19 protein-coding genes are annotated in these 23,025 nt (G+C 62.1%); 7 read left to right on the top strand and 12 right to left on the bottom strand.

Annotated elements, in window-relative coordinates; all coding sequences use genetic code 11:
* The first annotated feature begins 28 nt into the window (after positions 1-28).
* Complete coding sequence (locus ACFPN2_RS32705) at positions 29-1,000, top strand: NAD(P)H-dependent flavin oxidoreductase (RefSeq protein WP_380606715.1); 972 nt, start codon at positions 29-31, stop codon at positions 998-1,000.
* Here the strand turns inward: ACFPN2_RS32705 and fes are convergent.
* The 8 genes from fes to ACFPN2_RS32745 form a co-directional block, all read right to left on the bottom strand.
* Positions 990-2,342 carry an enterochelin esterase gene (gene fes / locus ACFPN2_RS32710; RefSeq protein ID WP_380604605.1) on the bottom strand — a complete coding sequence of 451 codons (1,353 nt, stop codon included), beginning with the start codon at positions 2,340-2,342 and terminating at the stop codon, positions 990-992. The two genes, ACFPN2_RS32705 and fes, sit on opposite strands and share 11 nt — an antisense overlap.
* Positions 2,343-2,352: 10 nt before the next feature.
* Positions 2,353-3,987: a serine hydrolase domain-containing protein gene (locus ACFPN2_RS32715; RefSeq protein ID WP_380604607.1), complete on the bottom strand. Its 1,635-nt coding sequence runs from the start codon at positions 3,985-3,987 to the stop codon at positions 2,353-2,355.
* Positions 3,988-3,994: 7 nt separating this feature from the next.
* Positions 3,995-5,038 carry an N-acetyltransferase DgcN family protein gene (locus tag ACFPN2_RS32720; protein ID WP_380604609.1) on the bottom strand — a complete coding sequence of 348 codons (1,044 nt, stop codon included), beginning with the start codon at positions 5,036-5,038 and terminating at the stop codon, positions 3,995-3,997.
* A 10-nt stretch (positions 5,039-5,048) separates the two neighbouring features.
* Positions 5,049-6,542: an amidohydrolase family protein gene (locus ACFPN2_RS32725; RefSeq protein ID WP_380604611.1), complete on the bottom strand. Its 1,494-nt coding sequence runs from the start codon at positions 6,540-6,542 to the stop codon at positions 5,049-5,051.
* Positions 6,543-6,544: 2 nt separating this feature from the next.
* Positions 6,545-8,653 (bottom strand): TonB-dependent siderophore receptor, encoded by a 2,109-nt coding sequence (locus ACFPN2_RS32730; RefSeq protein WP_380604613.1) that lies wholly within the window; start codon positions 8,651-8,653, stop codon positions 6,545-6,547.
* A 118-nt stretch (positions 8,654-8,771) separates the two neighbouring features.
* Positions 8,772-9,464, bottom strand: a complete 693-nt coding sequence (locus tag ACFPN2_RS32735) for a helix-turn-helix domain-containing protein (RefSeq protein ID WP_380604615.1) — start codon at positions 9,462-9,464, stop codon at positions 8,772-8,774.
* An 85-nt stretch (positions 9,465-9,549) separates the two neighbouring features.
* Positions 9,550-10,296, bottom strand: a complete 747-nt coding sequence (gene hutC, locus ACFPN2_RS32740; RefSeq protein WP_380604617.1) for a histidine utilization repressor — start codon at positions 10,294-10,296, stop codon at positions 9,550-9,552.
* The gene (locus tag ACFPN2_RS32745; protein ID WP_380604619.1) at positions 10,293-11,633 is read right to left on the bottom strand and encodes a formimidoylglutamate deiminase; all 1,341 of its coding nucleotides are present in this window, start codon (positions 11,631-11,633) and stop codon (positions 10,293-10,295) included. The genes hutC and ACFPN2_RS32745 overlap by 4 nt, the downstream gene beginning before the upstream one ends.
* 86 nt (positions 11,634-11,719) lie before the next feature.
* Here ACFPN2_RS32745 and hutI point away from each other — a divergent pair, with 86 nt between their 5' ends.
* From hutI to ACFPN2_RS32765, 4 genes are read left to right on the top strand one after another with little or no spacing between them, the layout of a single operon-like run.
* A complete protein-coding gene (gene hutI, locus ACFPN2_RS32750; protein ID WP_380604621.1) occupies positions 11,720-12,946 on the top strand; it encodes an imidazolonepropionase in 1,227 nt (408 codons plus the stop codon).
* Entirely contained in the window at positions 12,943-14,481 is a 1,539-nt protein-coding gene (hutH, locus tag ACFPN2_RS32755; protein ID WP_380604623.1) for a histidine ammonia-lyase, read from the top strand. The genes hutI and hutH overlap by 4 nt, the downstream gene beginning before the upstream one ends.
* 14 nt (positions 14,482-14,495) lie before the next feature.
* Positions 14,496-16,160 carry a urocanate hydratase gene (hutU, locus tag ACFPN2_RS32760; protein WP_380604625.1) on the top strand — a complete coding sequence of 555 codons (1,665 nt, stop codon included), beginning with the start codon at positions 14,496-14,498 and terminating at the stop codon, positions 16,158-16,160.
* Positions 16,161-16,162: 2 nt separating this feature from the next.
* A complete protein-coding gene (locus ACFPN2_RS32765) occupies positions 16,163-16,732 on the top strand; it encodes a HutD/Ves family protein (protein WP_380604627.1) in 570 nt (189 codons plus the stop codon).
* Here the strand turns inward: ACFPN2_RS32765 and ACFPN2_RS32770 are convergent.
* Positions 16,721-17,170, bottom strand: coding sequence for a CopD family copper resistance protein (locus ACFPN2_RS32770; protein WP_380604629.1), 450 nt, complete (start codon positions 17,168-17,170; stop codon positions 16,721-16,723). The two genes, ACFPN2_RS32765 and ACFPN2_RS32770, sit on opposite strands and share 12 nt — an antisense overlap.
* An 84-nt stretch (positions 17,171-17,254) precedes the next feature.
* Here ACFPN2_RS32770 and ACFPN2_RS32775 point away from each other — a divergent pair, with 84 nt between their 5' ends.
* Positions 17,255-18,418 (top strand): cytochrome P450, encoded by a 1,164-nt coding sequence (locus tag ACFPN2_RS32775; RefSeq protein WP_380604631.1) that lies wholly within the window; start codon positions 17,255-17,257, stop codon positions 18,416-18,418.
* 3 nt (positions 18,419-18,421) lie between these two features.
* Here the strand turns inward: ACFPN2_RS32775 and ACFPN2_RS32780 are convergent, their stop codons facing one another.
* The 3 genes from ACFPN2_RS32780 to nadA are packed head-to-tail and all read right to left on the bottom strand — an operon-like array spanning position 18,422 to position 22,170.
* Complete coding sequence (locus ACFPN2_RS32780; protein ID WP_380604633.1) at positions 18,422-19,633, bottom strand: NnrS family protein; 1,212 nt, start codon at positions 19,631-19,633, stop codon at positions 18,422-18,424.
* Between the two features lie 42 nt (positions 19,634-19,675).
* The gene (locus ACFPN2_RS32785) at positions 19,676-21,166 is read right to left on the bottom strand and encodes an L-aspartate oxidase (RefSeq protein ID WP_380604635.1); all 1,491 of its coding nucleotides are present in this window, start codon (positions 21,164-21,166) and stop codon (positions 19,676-19,678) included.
* A complete protein-coding gene (gene nadA / locus ACFPN2_RS32790) occupies positions 21,163-22,170 on the bottom strand; it encodes a quinolinate synthase NadA (protein ID WP_380604637.1) in 1,008 nt (335 codons plus the stop codon). The genes ACFPN2_RS32785 and nadA overlap by 4 nt, the downstream gene beginning before the upstream one ends.
* A gap of 115 nt (positions 22,171-22,285) precedes the next feature.
* On the opposite strand from nadA, the gene ACFPN2_RS32795 reads away from it, so the two are divergent.
* Positions 22,286-23,008, top strand: a complete 723-nt coding sequence (locus ACFPN2_RS32795; protein WP_380604639.1) for a Crp/Fnr family transcriptional regulator — start codon at positions 22,286-22,288, stop codon at positions 23,006-23,008.
* Positions 23,009-23,025: the final 17 nt, after the last annotated feature.

Raw genomic sequence — 23,025 nt, forward strand, 5'->3', positions numbered from 1 at the left:
CTTCATGACCAACACTGCTGTCCCTCCAATGCAGACGCGCGTCACGCGGTTGCTTGGCATTCGCTATCCCATCATTCAAGGCGGTATGCAGTGGGTGGGTCGTGCGGAGCTTGCCTCCGCCGTATCGAACGCCGGCGGTCTCGGAATCCTCACAGCGCTCACGCAACCCACCCCGGAAGCGCTCGGAGCGGAAATTCGACGTTGCCGCGAGATGACGAGCCAGCCATTCGGCGTGAATCTCACGATGTTGCCCGCGACCAATCCGCCGCCGTACGAGCGCTATCTGGATGTGGCCATCGAAGGCGGTGTCCGCGTGCTCGAAACGGCGGGCAACGTGCCCGAAGCGTTCTTCGCAAAGGCCAAGGCGGCCAGCATGATCGTCGTGCATAAGTGCACGGCCGTTCGACATGCACTCGCCGCCGAACGTCGCGGCGTCGACGCGATCTCCATCGACTCGTTCGAATGCGCTGGCCATCCCGGCGAAGACGATATCGGCGGCATGGTGCTGATTCCGGCTGCGGCTCGCAAAGTGAAGATTCCGTTGATTGCGTCGGGCGGCATCGGCAACGGTCGCGGAATGGCGGCGGCCCTCGCCCTTGGCGCGGAAGGCGTCAACATGGGCACGCGCTTCTGCGCGACGGTCGAGGCGCCCATTCACGACAACATCAAACAACTGCTCGTCTCGCGCACCGAGCGTGAAACGAACCTCATCTTCCGGCCGTTTCGAAACACGGCGCGCTGCGTGAAGAATGCGGTCTCGGATGAAGTCGTTACCAGGGAGCGTCAACCCGGCGTGCAGTTCAATGACGTGCAACCGCTGGTCTCAGGGCAGCGCGGCCGCGCCTCGTTGGAGTCCGGCGATATCGATGGCGGGCTGGTCTGGGGTGGACAGGTCATCGGACTGATCGACGACATTCCCACGTGCGCCGAATTGATTCAACGCATGGTTACGGAATGCCGAGCGCAACTCCAACAGAGCCTCGCGGCGTTCAGCGCTTAGTACCGACCACCGCGATCAATCCATCGGACAACGTGCTCCGCCAGATCACGTAGTCGTGGCCGCCCATGAACTCGCGGTATGTTACCTCGTAGCCTTTGCCTTCGAGCACGGACCGCAGAATTCGATTGGGCATGAGCATGTCCGCGGACTCCCACGCGCCCACGTCCATATAGAAACGAATCGGGCGACGTGGCAGCGAAGCGACCTTCTTGATCATCCAGCCGGCGTTCTCGCTGAGAAATACCATCTTCTCCGGCGACGACTGGCAGCATTCCGGATTCCACCAGTACGACCCTGACTGTGAAACGACATTGCCGAACACGGCGGCATTGCTCAACGCGGTGTAAGTCGCCGCCAATCCGCCATAGCTGGAACCGGCGACGACGTTCCGCTTCGGATCGGCGCTCACGTTGTAGCGCTTCCGGATCAGCGGCAACAGCTCGTCGCGCAGGAAGCTCTGATACTTGTCGTTAGGCGGCAGTTCCCTGCTGCGTGCGTCGCCATCGGGATCGTTGGTCACGCGAGAGTCGATCAGTACCGCGACCATCGGCGGTATCGCTTTGTCAGCGATCATGTTGTCGAGGATCGTCGGCGTCGGCACATCGCTCGTGTACGAGAGGCGGTCGAACATCAGCAGCAGGCCGTACCTCGTGCCCTGCTTTCGATAACCCGATGGGGTGTAAACAGATACTTTGCGCTGATTCGAGAGAATCTTGCTGTCGACGTCAAACGTCTCGACGTTGCCTCGCGCGGCGCCCTCTCTGAATTTGACGAAGGGTTCCGCGGGTGCCTCCGGCCCTTCGGCATAGGAGAAGAGCCGGCGCACTCCGTCGCGTTCCTGCGCGTAAGTTGAACGCGCTCGAGGATCGGCGACGGCTTCATACACCAGCCCATTGCCGGCAGTGAGCCGATGAATCGTGTCGGTGCGCGGCACAGCGCCTTCCGGCCAGGCCAGGTAATACGTGAACCGGGCCTTGCGTGAGATTCGATACGTGCGATACCAGACATCGGTCTTGGCCACTCGCTGCAGCGGATCGCCCACTTGTTCCCACGAGGTCAGCTCGCCTGGAATTACGCGAACGTTGACCGCGCCCTGCTCCGGTAACGCACGCCAAAGAAATGTCATCAACACGTCGGGCGAGTCGGCATCCTGCTCGACTAGTGGCGTATGTGATGCCTCGATAGAGCGCCAGAAGTTGTCGCTCGCAGTCTTGTCGTCAGCGGCAACCGCAGTCACCAATTGTTGAAGCAGCGGGCTCGACGGCGGCGCCTCAATGCCCGCTCGCGCCTGCATGGACCCGATGAACAAGGCCAGCGCCAGAACCCGAATCAAAACGTTCATGCGTTCCCCGTCAGGGCAAATCCACGCGATAGAGCGGCACGCCCGTGACCTGCAGACGCAGCGTCACTCCATCGTCGAGCGTATCAAATTGGTAGCGTTCCGGGCTGTGTGACGGGGTCTCGAGTCGAAACACTCCAGGGCTGACGGCGACGAGCTCCGAGGTAAACGATGTGCTCGTGGCCGACGTCACCATGAGACGCCCCCGACGCACGAACACCCGCACGTCGGGCCCTTCATTGTTATGGTTCTGGTATCTGCCCACGTAGGCGCGATACTCAGCCGGCGTCGTGACGCTCTCAGGCACAGCGGCGCCTTCCTTCGTGTACCAATCCGCGCCATGAGAGACCTCCGAATCGCCGAAGAACAGGTAGGCACCCGTCGCTCTACCCCCGTAGATGTTCCGTCCCATTCTCCGCAACTCCACTTGCTTGCCATCCGACGAGCGCATGAGCAACCGGCCGTCCTGCCCCTTGGAGAAAACCGCGCGCACCCCATCCTGACGTAGATACGTTCCCTCATAGCGCGACGTATCGTTCCAATCCTGGGCCGGCGGATTGGTGAACTTGCGATAGGTCGCAGGCTGCCCGTTGCCGCCGAGCGCCTTCGACGCGATGCCGATGACTCGCCCCACCAGTTCCGAATCGAGCCGGGTGTTGCTCAAGAACGTGAGCCCGAATCCTTCGTCGATGTGCGCTTCGAAGTAGCTATTGAATCCGTAGATGGAGCCACCGTGGCCGACGACCGTCTTCCCCGCCGCGCGCGACACGTTGACTCCGTACGCGTAGTTGTCCAATGCCGGTGTGATGAATGCCTCGAAGGCAGCAGGCGACAGAATTCTTCCCTTCGGCCCGACGCCTCGATTCAATATGAATCTCACATACGCGCCGAAGTCCTCGGTGTTGCTGGCGATGCCGCCATCGGAGGCTGTGTAAGGAAACCAGTTCGACTCGACATAGCTGCCGTCATAGGGCCAGCGCTCATAGCTGATCGCAAGCGACTGCCTGACGGTATCGTCCATCTGCGGCTCGGTCGCATGCATCCCGAGCGGTTCCAGGATGCGGCGCTCGAGGATCGATGGAAACGAATCGCCGTCGATGCGCTCGGCAACGTAACCGAGAATCTGATACCCCGTATTGGAGTACTCGAAATGGTCTCCCGGCGCATAGGTCGGCTGGAAGTCATGCAAGGCATACAGCGCGTACCGCATCGAGGACAGATGCGGCAGATAGTTCGGCAATCCGGACGTGTGATTGAGCACCGAATGACCGGTGATCGCCGGATAAGTCGTGTTCACGCGGAACTGCGGCAGGTACTTGCTGATCGGTGCCGCCGGATCGAATTTCTTCGCGTCGGCCATCTGTAGCAGCACGACGGCGGTGAAGGATTTCGAGATCGAGCCGATCGCGAACTTCGTGTCCGGAGTCACGGGCTTGGCGGTCTTCAGGTCCGCATAGCCATGAACCACGACCCCAAGCAACCGCTCCCGATCGCTCACACCGATGGCAATGCCTGGACCGTCGCCCGACGCAGCGACCAGTTTCTGGATTTCTTCGAGTGCTGGCTTGATGCGCTCATCGGTGGTCGCGCTCGCCAGCGGGATCCACGCCGCGATCAGCGCTGCCGCCATCCATCTCGTTGCAGACATACGTTTCCTATGCCAGACAGGCGTCGACCAAACGATCCAGCTCATGACCGGGCCGCATGGGGTCGGCCACAGGCAGATTCAAACTCACGCCGACCTCTCTCAGCAACTGCCGGGCCTCAGGCTCAGGCAGACGCGACGTATTCAACGACACGCCGGCGCAACGAACCTTCGGATTCGTCAGACGCGCCAGCCGCTCCGTCAGATCGATCGCCTCAGGCAGACTCGGCGTCCGATAGCTCTCGAGCCCGACGATGCGCTCGCGCCCTGCTTCATGACACAGGACGATGACATCCGGCTGCGAGCCATGCAGTAGGCCCAGCGACACGCCAGCGTAGGAAGGATGAAACACCGAGCCCTGGCCCTCGATCACGTCCCAATGATCTTCGGCGGCATCGGGACTCAGCATCTCAGCCGCACCAGCCACGAAGTCGCTCACGACCGCGTCGATCGGAATGCCCGCGCCGGAAATCAGAATGCCCGTCTGGCCTGTGGCGCGAAAATCGGCGTCGATGCCTCGCGCCTGAAACTGCCGCTGCAGAGACAGCGCGGTGTACTTCTTGCCAAGCGCGCAATCGGTGCCGACCGTCAGCAACCGTTTGCCTGAGCGCTTCCGCCCCGTCGCAACCGGGATGCCCGCCGGCGGCACGCGAATGTCGATCAATGCTCTGCCGAGACGATCCGCGGTGTTCTTCAGGATCGGGGAACTGCTCAGCCTCGAATGCGCGCCGCTCACGATATCCAGGCCTGCTTCGAGTGCGCGCACCAGATAGTCGATCCAACGCTCATCGATGGCGCCACCGATGCTCGCAACACCGATCACGAGAGATCGCGCTCCAGCTCGGTAAGCACTCGCCGGGTCGAGATAAGGCAAGCCGATGCTCACCTTGGTCGAGTCACATCGATACTCGCCGATGCAAAGATTGTGTGCCCAGTCACGCAGACCGAGCGCGGTCTTCATGAAAGTGGTTTCTTGCGCGTGTCCCAGAAATAGCAAATAGGGCTGCGGCACTTGGATGACGCGCGCTGTGTCGAGCGCCGGAACGGCTGCCATTGTCTATCCCCTACTCTCCATATTGGCCATGCAACGGCTGGCCAGGAAATACGTTCTCTATGAGCTTGCCGCGATCGACCACCAGCACGCCGTCGATCATGACGTACTGAAATCCTTCGGAGTACTGCATGGCGTCCAGGTAGGTCGCTTTCTCTCGCACCGTGGCTGGATCGAAAAACACGACGTCGGCATCGGCGCCGACTTGCAAGCGCCCTTTGTGTTTCATCGCCGGCACGAATGCTTCCAAACGCTGCGCGGGCTTCAGACTCATCTTCGCAATGGCATCGCTCAGCGTCAGCACGCCGGCCTCGCGCACGTAATGACCGAGCACTCGCGCGAATGATCCAACCGTTCTCGGATGACTGAGCTTGCCCGCTTCCAGGTTGCCCGCGTCGCTCACCACGATCATCGACGGGTCTCGCAGCAACGCGACGAGAGTTTCCTCGGTGTTCATATGCATGAGCACGCCGTCTTTGCCCGTGCCCGAACGCAAGGCGTCGAACTCCTCGCGGGTGAGGCGCTTTCCGGTCGATGTGGATTGCAGATCTTCCGGCCCGACGCCCCAGCGCTGTTCCCACCCCGGGTCGAAGATCACGCTACGAATGCTGTCGCTGGATGCGCCCCACGGATACGTCTCGGTGCTCACATCCAAACCGCGATCTCGCGCACCGTGAATCAACTTCAGCAGCTCGGGCGACGCGGACATGCCCATGCTGTTGAGATGCATGATGTGCACGCAACCGCCAGTGATCGCGACGTTGGCGACATTCTCCTGAATCGATTCCAGCGTGCTACCCGGCTCGATCAAGCTGCCATAACGAATATGCGTGAACACGCAAGTTCGCATCCGCGCGGAAAGACGCGTTACGTCCAACAGCTCCCAACGATCGATGCCCGGCGCATACTGCGGACCGCTGCCGATGCCGATCGCACCGGCCTTCATTCCTCGTTCGAGTTCGACGATCAGACGATCGCGCTGTTCCGCCGGCAGCGCTGTGTGAATGTCCTTGCGAAAGGAAATGAGCGGGTCGGACTGCAGCAGCTGCATCGCCCGATCGTCGCCGCCGTTCAGAAGATAAAACCGCGCTTTGTTATGGCTGACACTCGCGCCGTAGTTGAGGAGTTCCTTGCCGGCCTTCTGCTCGTACCATCGCTGCACTGGAAACGCGCCGGCTTCCAGTTCCAGACGGGTCGTGACGCCGTCCTTGGCCTGATACTTCGCCGTCTGCAGCGTGGTCGAGTGCGAGTGCAGATCGATGAAACCCGGCGCCGCGACAAGGCCGCGAGCATCGATGGTTCGGCGTCCTTTCAACCGATCGGTCGACACGGCAGCGATCTTGCCGCCGGCGATACCGATGTTCCTCACCTCGTCCAGACCGGTTTCCGGATCGATAGCACGCGCACCGGTATAAACGACGTCGTACTCCGCGCCAGCCGCCGTCGCGATCATGCCGAGCGACATGAGCACGACAGCGCAGGAGCGGCTGGCGAGGAGTAATCTCACAATCAGAACTCGTAGCGGACGGACACCGACACGTTCGCCGGCTCGCCAACGACGTTGCCGTAGTACACCGTCTCGTAAGTGTTGATGTAGTACTTCTCGTCGAACAGGTTGTGCGCGTTCAGCTGGAAACGCCAGTTCTGATAGATGTACGACGCTGTCGCATCGACGATGGTGTAGGCCGGCAGATCCTTGACGCTGCTGTCGTAGGTCGTCTTGACCGAATCGACATAGCGCACGCCCGCTCCCAGCGTGAAGCTATCGGTCAACTCATAGCTCGCGAACGCGCTCGCGGTGTGGTTGGGCAGATAAGTAATCGTCTTGCCCACCAGCTCCGGCTCCTCGCCGTTCCTGGTGATCTCCGGATCGAGATAGGCATAACCGGCATGGATCTGCCAGCGATCCGCGAGCCGCCCGACAACTTCCAACTCGGCGCCGCGATGACGGACTTCACCCATAGGCTTGAAACGATCGCCCAACTCGGTGACCTGATCGAACTCCGGCTTGTTGCTCTGGACGATCTCGAACAGCGCCGCCGTGAACAGCGTCCGGCCACCCTGCGGCGCATACTTCACGCCGACTTCCTTTTGCTCGCCGATCAGCGGCTTCAACGGATTCTCGTTCACATCGCGCACAGTCTGCGGCAGGAACGACTCGCTGTACGACAGATAACCGTTGAGCCCCTGGGCGAACTCATAGGTCAGGCCGCCTCGATAGCTCACCTCGCCGCTGTATTCGTACTCGGAACGCGGCAGCGTCGTCGAATAAAACTCATAGTCGGTGCCCGAGTACGAAGCACCGAGCAGCACGGTCAGCGGGTCGATCACTTTCAGCACCGCTTGCGCGGAATACGTGAGCAGCGAGTCTTCCTGGTGCGGCCTTCTGATCAGGCCCGGGACCGGCTCCGATTCATAAGCATTCGAAATTGCCTGCACTCCGTCGAAAATGTTCGCCGGATCGGCGACAAAGTAGAGACGCCGCGCCGCATTCCACTCGTGATCGTTATAAACGGCGCCGAGCGAAATGAAACTTTCGCTCAGCCCCAGACGATCGAGCTTGTAGATCGAAGTGATGCCGGCCGCGAACAGCTCATGGGTCGAGCGCAAATCCTCATCGACGCTCAGGAAGATATCGCCATTGTCCTGCAGCTCACCGGCATACGCGGCGGCGCCCTTGTGATCGCTGCGCGTGTAGTTGGTCTTGACAGCGATGCTCCAGAGCTCGGTCACATCCCAATCGAGCCCGGCATTCACGTACGAGCGATCGGTCTGCAGCTCGAAACGCGGATCGTCGGAACCGATAAAGAACGAGCGCGGCACAGGTGCCGGTGTGCCATCGGCGAAGGTGGGAATGCCGTCGAACGAAGTTCGGGTGTTGCTTTCGAAACTGCTGCGAACGTAGGCGCTCACGGAGTCGGTGATCGCAATATCCACACCGCCGTAGAGCACGGTGCGATCGTGATTCATGACATCCATGAAGCTGTCGCCCTGCTCGTAAGCGCCGACGCCGATCACACTGATGCGCCCTTCCGAATCGACCGCACCGCCAGCCTGACCTTCGACGCGATAGTTATTCCACATGCCGATGTCGAGCGACAGATACTCCGCGGTCTCCGGCCGGGCTTTCTTGGTCACGATGTTGACGATGCCGCCCGGGCTCGAAGCGCCATAGACCACCGACGACGGACCTTTGACGATTTCCAGCCGATCCACGACGGCATAGTCGTATTCGCTGATGGCGTCGCCGCCACCGAGCGGCAAGCCATCGACAGCCTCGCCCGGGCTGAAGCCGCGCAGCTTCACGGTCGTTCGATAGCCCTCGGTGTTGCCGGAATAAATCGCGCCCGGCGTGTACTGCGCGACCTCGCCCAACGATTTGATGTCGGCAGCTTTCAGGAAATCGTTGCTGATCAAACTGATCGACTGCGGCACCTCTTCGATGGGCAACGGCAGATTGGTGGTGCCGCTGGTGTCCTCGTTGAGGAAGCGATAGCCGGTGACCACGATTTCTTCGAGCGCCGGGCCGCTCTTCGTGTCCTGGGCGGAAGCCTGCGCGCACATTGCGAAGGCACCGATACTGGTCAGCACTGCCCCATGCAGGGTTCGATCGATCATGGTCGTTACTCCCGATGCTCGTTTTAATGTGTGCAAGCTGCGTTGCACATGGAGAATTTATTCCATTTATGGAATTTTATACGCGCATCCGGAATTGATTGCAAATGGGCAAGCTAGCTCAGCTGCTGCGACGGCGGCGCTGTTTGGCCGGGGCAACGGACCGCTTCGGCTTGGCGGCCTCGCTAGTGGGGCGGGCACGGGCAGCGGCCACGTCGTGCACTTTCCGCATTTCTTCATGCGGCGTGACGTTGATGGAAAGTGCGCGACACACGCCCGGCCCGTGCGCCAGATAGGCATGGCCCATGCGGCTGTCGAAATAAATCGATTCGCCGGCCTTGAGCACGACCGGCGCATAGAGCTCGGTGTGAAGTTCGACGGCGCCTTCGAGCACGAACAGGAATTCCTCGCCGGCGTGGTGCATGAACTCACCAAACTCCTCCAGCGTCCGCGCCCGGTATTCGCAGAGGATGGGCGTCACCTGCTTTCTCAGCAGATCGGTGGAGAGATAGCGCAGCGTATGGTTCGACATCTCGATCAGCTCGCCATCGCCGAGGCGATTCAAGCTGCGCCGGCCCTGCTGCTCGGCCATCGCCGGCACAGGCGCTTCGGCCGAGGACACCAGTTGTGCCACGTCCACCGACAACCCCTGACTGAGCCGGGCCAGCAAATCGTAGGTCGGCGATACCCGATCGTTCTCGATGCGGGACAAGGTGGACGGCGGAATGCCGGTGCGCTTGCTGACGTCCGCCAGCGTCCAGCCATTGGACTTGCGCAGCTGTTTCAGCGAGACACCCGGCTTGGCGATCGGCATACGGTTCCCGGCGTTGGGTGAGAGGCAGGCATGGTAGCCCGCCCATTCCGGATGCTGCAAACCCGTTGCGTAAACGGAAAACGGGCTATTGCGCCGGCCGCCCCACCCGCTCCGGCGAGAACGTCGCGACCAGTTCGTGCTGATCGCCCGGGTAGATCAAGCGCACGAAGGTGATCGCCGTCGATTGGGCAGATCGGGTGGTACGCTCGATGGTCAGCACCGCCGCCCCGCGATCGATACCGAGCAGCTTCGCGCTGCGCGCCTCGGCACCTGTGGCCCGAATTCTGTGCTCAGCCAACGTCCATGGAACCCGCTGCAATAGCCACGCCCCCGGCGCCGTTTCCTCAAACGTTTCCTTGGCCGCTTCGGGCACGGCGTCGAGATTGATCAGACGCTGCTCGAAACAAAACGGCCGCTCGCCGGCGAGATGGCGACATTCGATCTCCAGCACCGGCACGGCCCGCTCGAAGCCGAGCATTTCACGTTCCTCGGCGGTCGCCTTTCTGCGTGCCTTGTGCAACACCTCGAAGCTATAAGGCACGCCGAGCGCGGCCACCTCGGTCTTGATGTCCGGAATCGTGAGCACCGCCGATTGGGAATGCGGCCGGCTGACGAAGCTGCCGCTCTTGCGGCGGCGCTCGATCATGCGGGCATGGGCGAGCTGCGTGAGCACCTTGCTCACCGTCATGCGCGAGCAGTTGTACTGCTTCATCAGCTCGTGCTCGACCGGGATCTTGTGCCCGGGCTGCCACGTGCCGGTCAGGATCAGCTGTTGAATGTCGTTGAGAATGCGCTGATGCAACGACAGGGGCTGAGGGCTTGAGTCGCTCAACTACACAAATCCTTCATGACGGTACGAAATCGATCCCGGATCCGGTCTCGGGCAATGTGTCTTCCGGCCGTGACGACCTTTCTGCCAGCCATCCACACGCCATCGACCACGTTGCCGGCGCTCGCAAATATCCAGGCATCCAGCAGCGCATCGTTGTCGCGCGAACACAGCGCCGGATGCTGTGGGTCGAGACTCACAAAGTCCGCTGCGGCCCCCTGCTCGATTCGCCCTGCACCGCCCAGCGCTTGCGCTCCGCCCGCGAGGGCGAAGTCCATGATAGCGCGTCCGGTGGACTGACGACCCCGCTTTACCACGTTTCGCGCACGCTGCGTCAGGCGCTGCGAATACTCGAGCAAAGACAGTTCGGCGGCCACACCGATGTGGACATTCGAATCGGTCCCGACACCGAATCGACCGCCGTGACTCAGCAGATCCGGCAGAGGAAACACGCCGTCGCCAAGATTCGCCTCGGTCACCGGACACAAACCCACGACAGCTTTCGCCTCCGCGATGCCGGCGATTTCCTGCGCATCGACATGCGTGGCATGCACCAGGCACCAGCGCTCGTCGACCGGCGCGTTCTCGAGCAGCCAGGCGACCGGCCGACGCCCTGACCAGGCGATGCAGTCCTCGACTTCTTTGGTTTGTTCCGCGATATGAATGTGGATCGGTGCCGAGGCCGCCATGTCCGCGACAGCGAGCAATTCGTCCTTCGTGACAGCTCGCAGGCTGTGCGGAGCCACGCCCACCGTGGACGCCGGCAACTGGCGACACCGCTCCAACAATCGTTGATAGGAATCGAGCGAATTGATGAAGCGTCGTTGCGCATTGCCGGGCGCAGCCCCGCCGAACGACGAGTGCGCATAAAACACCGGGAGCAAACACAGTCCAAGCCCGGTTGTTTCCGCCGCTGCCGCGATCCGGCCCGCCATCTCGCCGATATCGGCGTAGTGAGCGCCGTCTGCATCGTGATGCAGGTAATGAAATTCCCCCACCCGCCCGAAGCCCGCCTCGAGCATTTCCACATAAGCCTGCGCGGCAATCGCTTCGAGCTGATCCGGATTCATGCGCAGCGCGAATCGATACATCACATCGCGCCAGCTCCAGAAACTATCCGCTGTGTCGCCCGCGATCTCTGCGAGGCCGGCCATGCCGCGCTGAAACGCATGACTATGCAAATTCCCCAAGGCCGGCACGATGACCGCATGGCGCTCGTCGCCCGGCTCGGCGGGCACCTCTGTTTGCAAGGTCGCGATGCGCCCGCCCTGCAGTTGCAGCCGTACGGAACTGCGCCAGCCATCGGCTGTGAGCACCCGGGCGGCGTATAGGGTTTGCATGGGGTCTCCGGAGCAGCAGTTGCATCCGGATTCATTATGCCTATACATTAACGTTTATGGCTATACATTAGCCGCCGAGCCCGACCATGAGCCTCGATCAACCGCCCACCGCCCGCATCTGGCTCAATGCACGACTTGCGACCCTGTCGCGGAGCTCGGCAGGCTTGGGCATCGTGGACCGGGGCGCGGTCGCAGTGAGCGACGGCCGCATCGTCTATGCGGGCCCGGAAGCCGACCTTCCCTCCGCCGTAAAAGCCGGTGCCGAAATTCACGATTGCGAAGGTCGATGGATCACTCCCGGCTTGATCGATTGCCACACCCATCTGGTGTACGCGGGGAATCGCGCCAAAGATTTCGAGCTGCGTCTGCAAGGCGTGAGTTATGAACAGATCGCGCGAGCCGGCGGCGGAATTGTTTCCAGCGTGCGTGCCACTCGCGAGGCCGATGACGAGCAGCTGATGCGACAGTCTCTGGCCCGCCTGGATGCATTGCTTGCTGAAGGCGTCACCACAATCGAGATCAAATCGGGTTACGGACTCGATCTGGACAACGAACGGAAGATGCTACAGGCGGCTCGTCGCCTGACTCAGGAACGCAACGTCACCGTCTCGACCACATTTCTGGGCGCGCATGCATTGCCGCCGGAGTCGACGCGAGGCAAGGACGACTACATCGACAACACCGTACTGCCCATGCTCCGAGTGTTAACCAACGAAGGGCTGGTCGATGCGGTCGATGCTTTCTGCGAATCGATCGCCTTCTCGCCCGAGCAAGTTCAACGCGTCTTCAAAGCGGCGGCCGACCTCGGACTGCCCGTGAAGCTGCACGCCGATCAGCTTTCCAATCTGCGGGGAGCGGCACTCGCAGCCGAGCATCATGCGTTGTCGGCGGATCACCTCGAACATACCGACGAGCACAGCATCGCGGCGATGGCCGCGGCGGGCACGGTCGCCGTGATGTTACCCGGCGCCTTTTATTTCCTACGCGAGCAGCATCGGCCGCCAGTAGCGCTACTGAGACAGCACGGCGTAGCGATGGCGGTGGCTACGGATTGCAATCCCGGCACCTCCCCTCTGACATCGCTGTTGCTGGCGATGAATATGGCGGCCACGCAATTCGGCATGACCGTCGAGGAATGTATCGCCGGCGTGACGCGCGAGGCCGCTCGCGCGTTGGGCATGGAAGCAAGGAAAGGCTCGCTGGAGGCCGGCAAGCACGCCGACCTGGCGATCTGGAATGTCGAGAGCCTGTCCGAGCTGGTGTATCGCATGGGATTCAATCCGTTATTCGCCCGTATCTGGAGAGGTCGATGACCGCCCTTGTTCTGCTCCCCGGCTCCGTGCCCCTACCTGACTGGCGCGCCATCTATCGTGGCGCCGGTCTGAAGTTGCATGAGAGCTGTCGACCGGCTGTGGAACGCAGCGCTCAGGTGATCGCGAAGATCGTCGCGGACGGTCAGCCCGTCTACGGCATCAATACAGGCTTCGGCAAGCTCGCCAGCGTTCGTATCGACGCCGCCGATCTGGTCCAGCTGCAAAAGAACATCGTGCTGTCTCACTCGGCCGGCGTTGGCGAGCCGCTGCCAGCAAACATCACGCGCTTGATGATGGCGCTGAAGCTGGTGAGCCTCGGCCAGGGCGCCTCAGGCGTCCGTAACGAAACAGTCGACTTCCTCGAAACCATGCTCGCGCACGACATCATTCCGGTCGTGCCGTCGCAAGGCTCGGTCGGCGCCTCGGGCGATCTCGCGCCTCTCGCCCACATGACCGCAGCGATGCTGGGCGTCGGCGATGTGTTTACCAAGAAAGGTCGGGTGTCGGCCGTTGAAGGCCTGGCGCTCGCCGGACTCAAACCGTTCGAGCTCGGTCCGAAGGAAGGACTTGCGTTGCTCAACGGTACGCAGTTCTCGACGGCCGTGGCACTCGCCGCGCTGTTCGAAGCCGAAGTGATATTCCAAACCGCCCTGGTCGTCGGCGCGCTGACCACCGATGCCGCGTTGGGCTCCGATACTCCGTTCGACCATCGCATCCATCTGCTTCGAAAACATCGCGGCCAGATCGAAGCGGCCGATGCCTTACGCGACCTGATGGCGGGCAGCGCGTTGCGTGCCTCGCATCTGGTCAACGATGAGCGCGTCCAGGATCCCTACTGCCTGCGCTGCCAGCCGCAAGTCATGGGCGCCTGCCTGGATCTGCTGCGACAGGCCGCCACCTTCCTGGACACGGAAGCCAACGGTGTTTCCGACAATCCGCTGGTGTTCGCCGACACGGGCGAAGCGCTGTCGGGCGGCAACTTCCACGCGGAGCCGGTCGCCTTCGCTGCCGACATGATCGCTATCGCCCTGTGCGAGATCGGTTCGATTGCCGAGCGGCGCATCGCCATGCTGATCGATCCCGCGCTGTCTGGCCTCCCCGCCTTCCTGACACCCAAGCCGGGGTTGAATTCGGGATTCATGATTCCGCAAGTCACGGCGGCAGCGCTCGTGTCGGAGAACAAACAAAAGGCATTCCCGGCGAGCGTCGATTCGATTCCGACGTCGGCCAATCAAGAGGATCATGTCTCGATGGCGGCGCACGGCGCGCGTCGACTGCTGCCAATGATCGACAACGTCGCCGCAGTGGTCGCCATCGAGCTGCTTGCAGCCGGACAGGCTTGTGACTTTCACGCACCGCTCGCATCGAGCCCGGCGCTCGAAGCTGTGCGTGCCACCCTGCGTAATCGCGTACCGAAGCTCGAAGACGATCGTTACATGCAGCCAGACATGGAGGCCGCCATCGCGCTCGTGCGGAACTCCTCCATCGCAAGTGCCGCTGGCCTGCAACTCCCCAGTCTCTGCGAACACCACTGATCCAGGAACCCGCCATGTCACGAGTCGACACCTCGCGCGTGATACGCGCCCCCCGCGGCAAGACCCTCTCCGCCCGCAGCTGGCTGACCGAAGCGCCGCTGCGAATGTTGATGAACAATCTCGATCCGGACGTCGCCGAGCGGCCCGGCGAGCTGGTCGTCTACGGCGGCATCGGTCGCGCGGCCCGCGATTGGGAAAGCTTCGATCGCATCGTCGCCACGCTCAAGCGGCTCGAAGCGGATGAAACCTTGCTGATTCAGTCCGGCAAGCCGGTCGGCGTGTTTCGTACGCACCCGGACGCGCCGCGCGTGCTGCTGGCCAACTCGAACCTGGTGCCGCACTGGGCCACTTGGGAACATTTCAACGAGCTGGACCGTCGCGGCTTGATGATGTTCGGCCAGATGACCGCCGGCTCCTGGATCTACATCGGCTCGCAAGGCATCGTGCAGGGAACGTATGAAACGTTCGTCGAAATGGGCCGTCGCCACTACGGCGGCAGCCTGAGCGGCAAATGGATTCTCACAGCCGGCCTTGGCGGTATGGGCGGCGCGCAGCCGCTCGCCGCGACCATGGCCGGCGCAAGCTGTCTCGCCATCGAGTGTCGTCAGTCCAGCATCGACTTCCGTTTGCGCACCGGCTACGTCGACGTTTGCGCGAAGGACCTGGATGAAGCGCTGCAATTGATCGACGAGGCCACGCGTTCGGGCAAAGCTCGATCGGTGGCCCTGCGCGGCAATGCCTGTGAGATTCTGCCGGAGCTGGTGCGTCGAGGCGTGCGGCCGCATGCCGTCACGGATCAAACATCGGCGCACGATCCCATCAACGGCTACTTGCCGGGCGGCTGGACCGTCGAGCGCTGGGAGGCCGAACGCGCCTCCAATCCAAACGGTGTCGCCGACGCCGCCAAGCGCTCGATGGCGGTGCATGTGAAGGCCATGCTCGAATTTCACCGCTTGGGCATTCCCACCTTCGACTACGGCAATAACATCCGTCAGGTCGCGCTCGATCAGGGCGTGACGGACGCGTTCGCCTTCCCTGGCTTCGTGCCTGCCTATATTCGGCCACTGTTCTGTCGCGGTGTCGGGCCGTTCCGCTGGGCTGCGCTGTCGGGCGATCCGGAAGACATCTATAAGACCGACGCCAAGGTCAAAGAGCTGCTGCCCGATGACAAACATCTGCACAACTGGCTCGACATGGCGCGTGCGCGAATCAAATTCCAAGGCTTGCCGGCGCGCATTTGCTGGGTCGGTCTCGGCGAGCGGCATCGCCTCGGCCTCGCCTTCAATGAAATGGTGGCCTCCGGCGAGCTGAGTGCTCCGGTCGTCATCGGCCGCGATCATCTCGACTCCGGCTCGGTCGCCTCGCCCAATCGCGAGACCGAATCGATGCGCGATGGCTCAGACGCTGTGTCGGATTGGCCGCTGCTGAATGCGCTGCTCAACACTGCGTCCGGTGCGACCTGGGTTTCGCTCCATCACGGCGGCGGTGTCGGCATGGGCTTCTCACAGCACGCCGGCATGGTCATCGTCTGCGACGGAACGAAAGAGGCTGCTGCGCGCATCGGTCGCGTGTTGTGGAACGATCCGGCCAGCGGCGTCATGCGACATGCCGATGCGGGCTACGAGTCCGCCATCGATCATGCGCGCAAGATGGGGTTGGATCTGCCGAGCGTCGGCTGATCATGCGCATTCTTCGCGCCAGCGATTATCGGCGCATGCCTTGGAAGAACGGCGGCGGCGAGACTCGGGAAGTCCTGGTCTCGCCCGCCGGTGCGCCCTTGAACGAGATCGATTGGCGCATCAGCCTCGCGACCATTGCGACCGACGGGCCGTTCTCGACCTTCGAAGGCATCGAGCGAACGTTGAGCGTCATTCAAGGCGCCGGCATTCGGCTCATGGTGGATAACGAACCACCGAAGTTGCTGCTCGATAGCTCAGATCCCTGCACCTTCGCAGGCGAGCCCACGACGAGTGCCACGCTCGTCGATGGCACCATCGTCGACCTCAATGTGATGACTCGACGCGACGCCTTCCAGCATTCCGTGCGCCGTCTATCGTGCACCGGGCAGCGTCGACTGGAAGTAAGCGCGAGCACTACTATCGTCTTCTGCCAGCGCGGCGAGGTGCAGCTCGCGTCCGAACGATTGGGGCCCGAAGACTGCGCGGTCTTCGACGACGACACCGGCTCAATCGATCTCAACGCAACCGAGCCCTCCGAGCTCATCGTGATCGAACTGAGCTCACATCGATAACACGTTCCAGTGGAACATGCCTTTCGCCAGCAGCACGATGGCGATCATGTGACAGAACACGCTCAGGTGAATGAATCTCGACCGGCGGGCGTTCATGCGCCGTTGCAGGCTCCACGTGATCGCGCGAATGAAATGACCGAGCACACTTAACGCCAGCAGGATCTTCAGCACCAGCATCAGTGCGAAGCTGCTTTCAAAAGGATGAGTCAGCGCACTCCGATAGCTCCACGCCATGCCCACGCCGGCGCCATATAGCACGAGCAACACCCACGGCATCAGCCGGCGCGCACGACTCATGACAGCCACCTCGACGGCACGCATGGCTGCGCGATCGACGTGTTTCCGGGCGCCTTCGAGAATCAATATCTCGAAGAACACGGCGCCGACGAAAATCAGCGCGCCGAACAGATGCAACGTGAGCAGCACCGGATAGCTCATGGTCTCCATGATGCGGGCGGCGGCGGCAGGCCCGCATTGATCTAGGTCAGAACGACGGCTCCCAGGATCGGGTGTACTCACCCTATGAGCCGCGTACCCGACCAAGTGTTTGTGGAAGATTGGGACCCCAAGGACTCGAGCGTCCTGCGGGATCAGATCAGCGCTTATGACAACATGAGGAGACGCTGCCCGGTCGCGCACAGCGAAGCGATGCACTGGTCGCTGTTCCGTCATGCCGACGTGGTCCGTGCCCTGCGCGACCCTCGTACCTACAGCAATGAGGTTTCCACTCACCTGTCGGTGCCGAATGGCATCGATCCGCCGCTGCATTCGGATTACCGGGCCATCATCGATCCCTATTTCAGTCGCGAGCGCATCGACGCGTTCGAGCCGGTGTGTCGCGAGATCGCCGAAGGTCTGATCGGCAAACTGCCGATCGATCGAGCCGTGGAAGTGATGAGCGAGCTGGCGCAGCCGTTCGCGCTGAAAGCACAGTCCGCATTTCTCGACTGGCCCGTGCATCTCCACGAACCGCTACGGCAGTGGACGATGCGAAATCGCGAAGCCACGCTGGCCCAAGACCCCGTCGCAACGGCAGCGGTGGCACAAGAGTTCGATGGTTACATCCGCGATCTGCTCGAGACGCGCCGGCAAGCAGCCACGCCGTCGGACGATGTCACATCGAGGCTGCTGCGCGAGCGGATTCGTGGGCGCCTGCTCACTGACGAAGAGATCGTCAGCATCCTGCGCAACTGGACGGTGGGCGAGCTCACAACCATTGCCGCCTGCGTGGGCATTCTCGTGCACTACCTCGCCGAGCATCCCAGTGTCCAACAGCAACTTCGCCAGATGCCGACGGCGCTTCCAACGGCCATCGACGAGGTCTTACGTATTCATCCACCGCTGCTCACGAGCCGCCGCAAGACCACGCGACCGGTCACCGTCGGTGGCAAATTCATGGCGGCAGGATCGCGTGTCACGTTGATGTGGGCTTCCGCGAATCGCGACGAGCGCGCCTTCGACGCACCGGATGAGTTTCAGCTCGACCGCAATCCCGATGAAAATCTTTTGTACGGCCTGGGCATCCACGTGTGCCCCGGCGCACCGCTGGCACGGCTCGAGCTGCGCGTCATCATGGAAGAGCTGCTGGCCTACACGGAATGGTTCAGCCCCCAGCCGAACCAACCGCCCGTCCGAGCGATGTACCCGGCGAGCGGGTACTTCGAAACCTGGGTTGCGTTGGGCTGAGGGTCAGCCCGGCTTGCCGTCGACGCGCGGTCGAATCAGGATCGGCGCGTAGACGATTAGATACAACGCGAAGGCCACGCACCACAATCCACCCGCCACTGTCACCGCATATCGATAGGCATCGCCCGCGACCAGCGCCAACACTCGAACCACCACGCCTGCAGTGAGTGCGATGTATGCGATGGCGATCGCGCGACCGACGACCAGCGGTCGTCCGGTGTGACCGAGCGATGCGCGAGTCGTGACAGCGAGAATCATGGTGGCGAACGCGCCCATCGTGAAGGCATGCAGCCAGAGCGCCGCCCACGACACGTCACCCAACAACCACAGCGCTTTGAGCGCGAACCCGATGGGCAGCCACGCATAGCCGATATGTAACGCCCAAACGATGGGCTCACGTAACGTCTTGTGCCCATACCAGCCGGAGAGCCGCCACGCATGCGCGATGGCTGCAGCGGCCGCGAGCACTCCGCTTGCCAACGAGTTCCGCGCGGCCAGATCCACAGCAGCGACGGCAATCGTCAATCCAATGACGGTTCGATCCAGCAGCGGCCGAGCCGCCAGCTCAACTGTTTCACCTCGACGCCGCAGAGCATTGGCAGTGAACGACGGCACGATGCGTCCGCCGATGACCGTCACCAGGACCAGAATGATGTTGATCGCCAGGTGCAACGCGTCTTGAGCCAGCACCTGATCGCCAAACCTCAGTGCGCTGACAAAAGCAGCATCGACCAGCCAAAGCACGCCGAGCACGAACAGCATCGGTGTGTTTCGATTGCGTGCCCGAAGCAACGGCGGCGCCAGCATCAGCATGATCGCCGGCAGAAAGCTGAGTTCCACGAGAGCGATGAGCCAGATGGGCACTCGATCGCCCGCAAAGAAAACCACGCGGCCTGCGATCCAGAGCAGCGTCAGCAGGATCAGCGGTCGTCCACCGAATCCGCGTGCGCCGGTCCAACTCGGCACGGCGGTGAGCAAAAAACCAGCAATCGCCGCGGCGGCGAATCCATAGATCATTTCGTGACCGTGCCAGAACTGTGGCGCAACGCCCGGCAGCATCGTCGCGCCATGCGTGTAGATCCACAGCCAGGCGGGTACGGAAACGAGCGCATACACGCCGGCCAGCAGGAAGAACGGCCTGAAGCCGTACTCGAACAGCGCGAAGCGACGGGGTTGGCAGGCCGAGGATCGGCCAGAAAGAGTGGCGGCGTCCATTGGTCGCCAGTATGGGCGCCAAGCGGTCCGGCGCTCCTTGACCTAGATCAAGTGGACCACTCGATGAACTGGCTCTTCTTCGGCGTCGCTCCTGTAATGAGCGCCGCGATTGACGCGTCGGCAAGCCGCCGCACGCATCATGTGTTCAGCGAGTTGCAGGCGCGAGCGTGTGAGCAACGCGAGTACCGACGTTCGTTCCCGCAATCGAGCAACGCAGGTCAGCCCTTCTGACAGACCACGCGCATCACGTACAAGGCCCATGGATCGCCACATACATTCCCGCAATACACGCTCGGCTTCCTCATCGACCAACTGATCGCCCGGCACGGCCGACACGACCAACTCGCCCAAGGCGTGTCGATACTCGCGATTCAATGCCTGACCGAGCCGTCGGCCGAGCACGACCGCTTCGAGCAGCGAATTACTCGCGAGACGATTCGCTCCATGAAATCCCGAACACGCCGCTTCACCTACAGCCCACAGACCCGGCAGACTCGATCGCCCATCGAGATCGACCGCGATGCCGCCCATGTGATAGTGCTCCGCCGGCGTGATGGGCACGGGCTCCTTCGCCAATTCGAAGCTGTAGGACAGACACGCCTGATACGCCGCCGGGAATCGCAAGCAAACATCGCGCACACCCGTCGCATCCAGCCATACATTCCTGCCGACGCACTCCAAAGTGTAGATGGTGCGTGCAACGACATCGCGGGGCGCGAGATCGCCGAGTCGATGATATTCGCGCATGACACTCACGCCGCGCTCGTCGACTATTTTCGCGCCCGCTCCCCGCAACGCCTCGGTCAACAATGGCTGCGGCCGAGCGTCGACGTTGAGTGCGGTTGGATGAAACTGGACGAAGGGCAACGCCGTCGCTCGTGCGCCCGCTTCGATGGCCATTGCAAGCCCGTCACCGCACGCGCCGATCGGATTCGTGCTCCGGCTATACAAGCCACCGATACCGCCGGTGGCGATAACGACCGCATGGGCGCGAATAGCCAGCGGCTGTCCGTCTTCTGTTATCGCGAGCACGCCATTGACGGCGCCATTCACTAGAAGACGCACTGCCTGAGTGTGCGGCAGCATCTCAATATGTGGGGCCTCCGCCACGTGCAGACGCAGAGTCGCCATGATCGCGGCACCCGTTTGATCGCCGTTTGCATGTAGCACTCGCGCTCGGGTGTGCGCAGCTTCCCGATGTAACGACCACGTGCCGAGCTCCCGAGTAAACGGCACACCCAGCGCATGCAGATAAGCGATCGTCGCCGGCCCCTCTTCGCACACGAATCGCGTGACCCGGACGGCGTTCTCCTTGCAACCGGCCGCCATCGTGTCCTTCACGTGCAGCGTCGGGGAATCATCCAAGCCCACCGCCGCGGCGATGCCACCCTGAGCGAGATCGCTCGCTGCCCCGGACTTGAGCGGATCATCAGCGGTGAGAATGCATACCCGCCGGCCGCGAGCGCTCAATGCCGTGATAAGACCGGCGGCGCCCGCGCCAATGACGACTACATCGGTATCGATCGTATTCATGCGGGCCGTCCACTCAAGCTCAGCATTCGTTGAACGGCACGACGCGCGCCATCGGCAACGTCGGCCGGCACCTCGACCGCGGGCGACAACGACTCCAGACACGCACGAATATTCCCCAGATTCACTCGTTGCATGTGAGGACAAAGGTTGCACGGGCGCAGGAACTGCGTGCCCGGGAACGCGCTCGACACGTTGTCGCTCATCGAGCACTCGGTAATCAGGACGGCCCGCTCCGGCCGTCGCTGGTCGAGCGCGGCGATCATTCCGGCGGTCGAGCCGACGAAGTCCGCCGCCTCTTGCACATCGACCGGACACTCCGGATGCGCCAGCACGAAGGCATCGGTGGTGTGCCGATACTCACGAATCTGATCGCCGGTGAAGCGCTCATGCACTTCGCAGCGCCCGAGCCAGGGAATGATTCGCACCGAGGTGTTGGCCGCCACGTAGGCGGCTAGGTACTCGTCCGGAACGAAGATCACCTCCGGCGAGGCCAAACTCTCGACCACTTGAACTGCATTCGCCGAAGTACAGCAGGCATCGCATTCGGCTTTGACGGCCGCGCTGGTATTCACGTAACACACGGCAGGCACGCCTGGATAACGAGCACGTAACGCACGCACATCGGCCGCTTGAATGGACTCGGCGAGCGAACATCCCGCCTGCGGATCCGGTAGCAAGACCAGCCGGTCGGGCGCGAGCAGCTTTACGGTCTCCGCCATGAAATGCACGCCGCACATGACAAAGACTTCCGCGTCGGACTCGGCGGCAATACGCGCCAGCGCGAGCGAATCGCCTTGAACGTCGGCCACCCCATGAAAGATTTCGGGCCGCTGGTAGTTATGGGCCAGCACCATGGCACCGCGCCGACGCTTCAGCGCCTGGATCGCCGCGACCTGCTCGTAGACCGCGTCCCACTCCTCTCTCGGCATCGATCGCCGCACCCGCGGATAGCGACGCGCATGCTCGGCGGAATCGTAGTGGACATGAGAGAAGTCGACGGCCATCGCGCAATCCTGTACCGGGATGCGCGCAGCCTAGCGGCGACGGAACGAGCTTCACTTGATCTAGATCAAGTGGACATCTTATTAGCCCAGGTATAACGGCACTGATGTTTGATCCATGTCAAACCACTACGAGAACGACATGCGTGACGAGGATACTTGCGATGGCTCGACCGCCGGCCCGATCCGGTGCAGTAGCTGCGATCTGAACGAGGTATGCCGCCTATACGGCCTCATCGCGCTCGAAGGGCGCAACCGTAAACCGATGGGCACGCTGCGAACCATCCGCCCCGGCGCACATTTATATCGCGCCGGCGCACCGGCGGGTCACCTCTATGCGGTCCGTCAGGGATTGCTGAAGGTGGTGAATGTCACAGCCGAGGGCGACGAGCAGCTGCGGTCGGTGGCCGTCCCCGGTGAAGTGCTCGGGCTCGAAGCCTTTTCGTCCGGGGCTTACGCCACCGATGCGGTTGCGCTACAACCGGTCGTGTGTTGCGAACTTCCTCTGCCGCTGCTGGAAGAACAAGGCCTGCGTGTTCGCGAGCTCGCGGCGGCGCTCATTCGACTGTTGAGTCGCGCCACGACGCCGACCATCAATCACGCTCGTGGCAGCATCCGGACTCGCATCGTCGATTTCCTGCTCGATTTGTCGACTCGCCTGAAACAGCGAGGGTATGACGGCCGAGAGTTCACGCTCGGGCTGAGCCGCCAGGAAATCGCCAATCTGCTCGACGCCAGAATCGAGACGGTGAGTCGGATGATGCAGCGATTACATCGCGAACGTGCCATTCAAGTGCGAGGTAACAGTGTCACATTGCTGGGACTCACCCACGCCGATTGACGCACATCAAGTCGCGA

Source organism: Steroidobacter flavus, from assembly GCF_042651805.1.
Taxonomy (GTDB): Bacteria; Pseudomonadota; Gammaproteobacteria; order Steroidobacterales; family Steroidobacteraceae; genus Steroidobacter; species Steroidobacter flavus.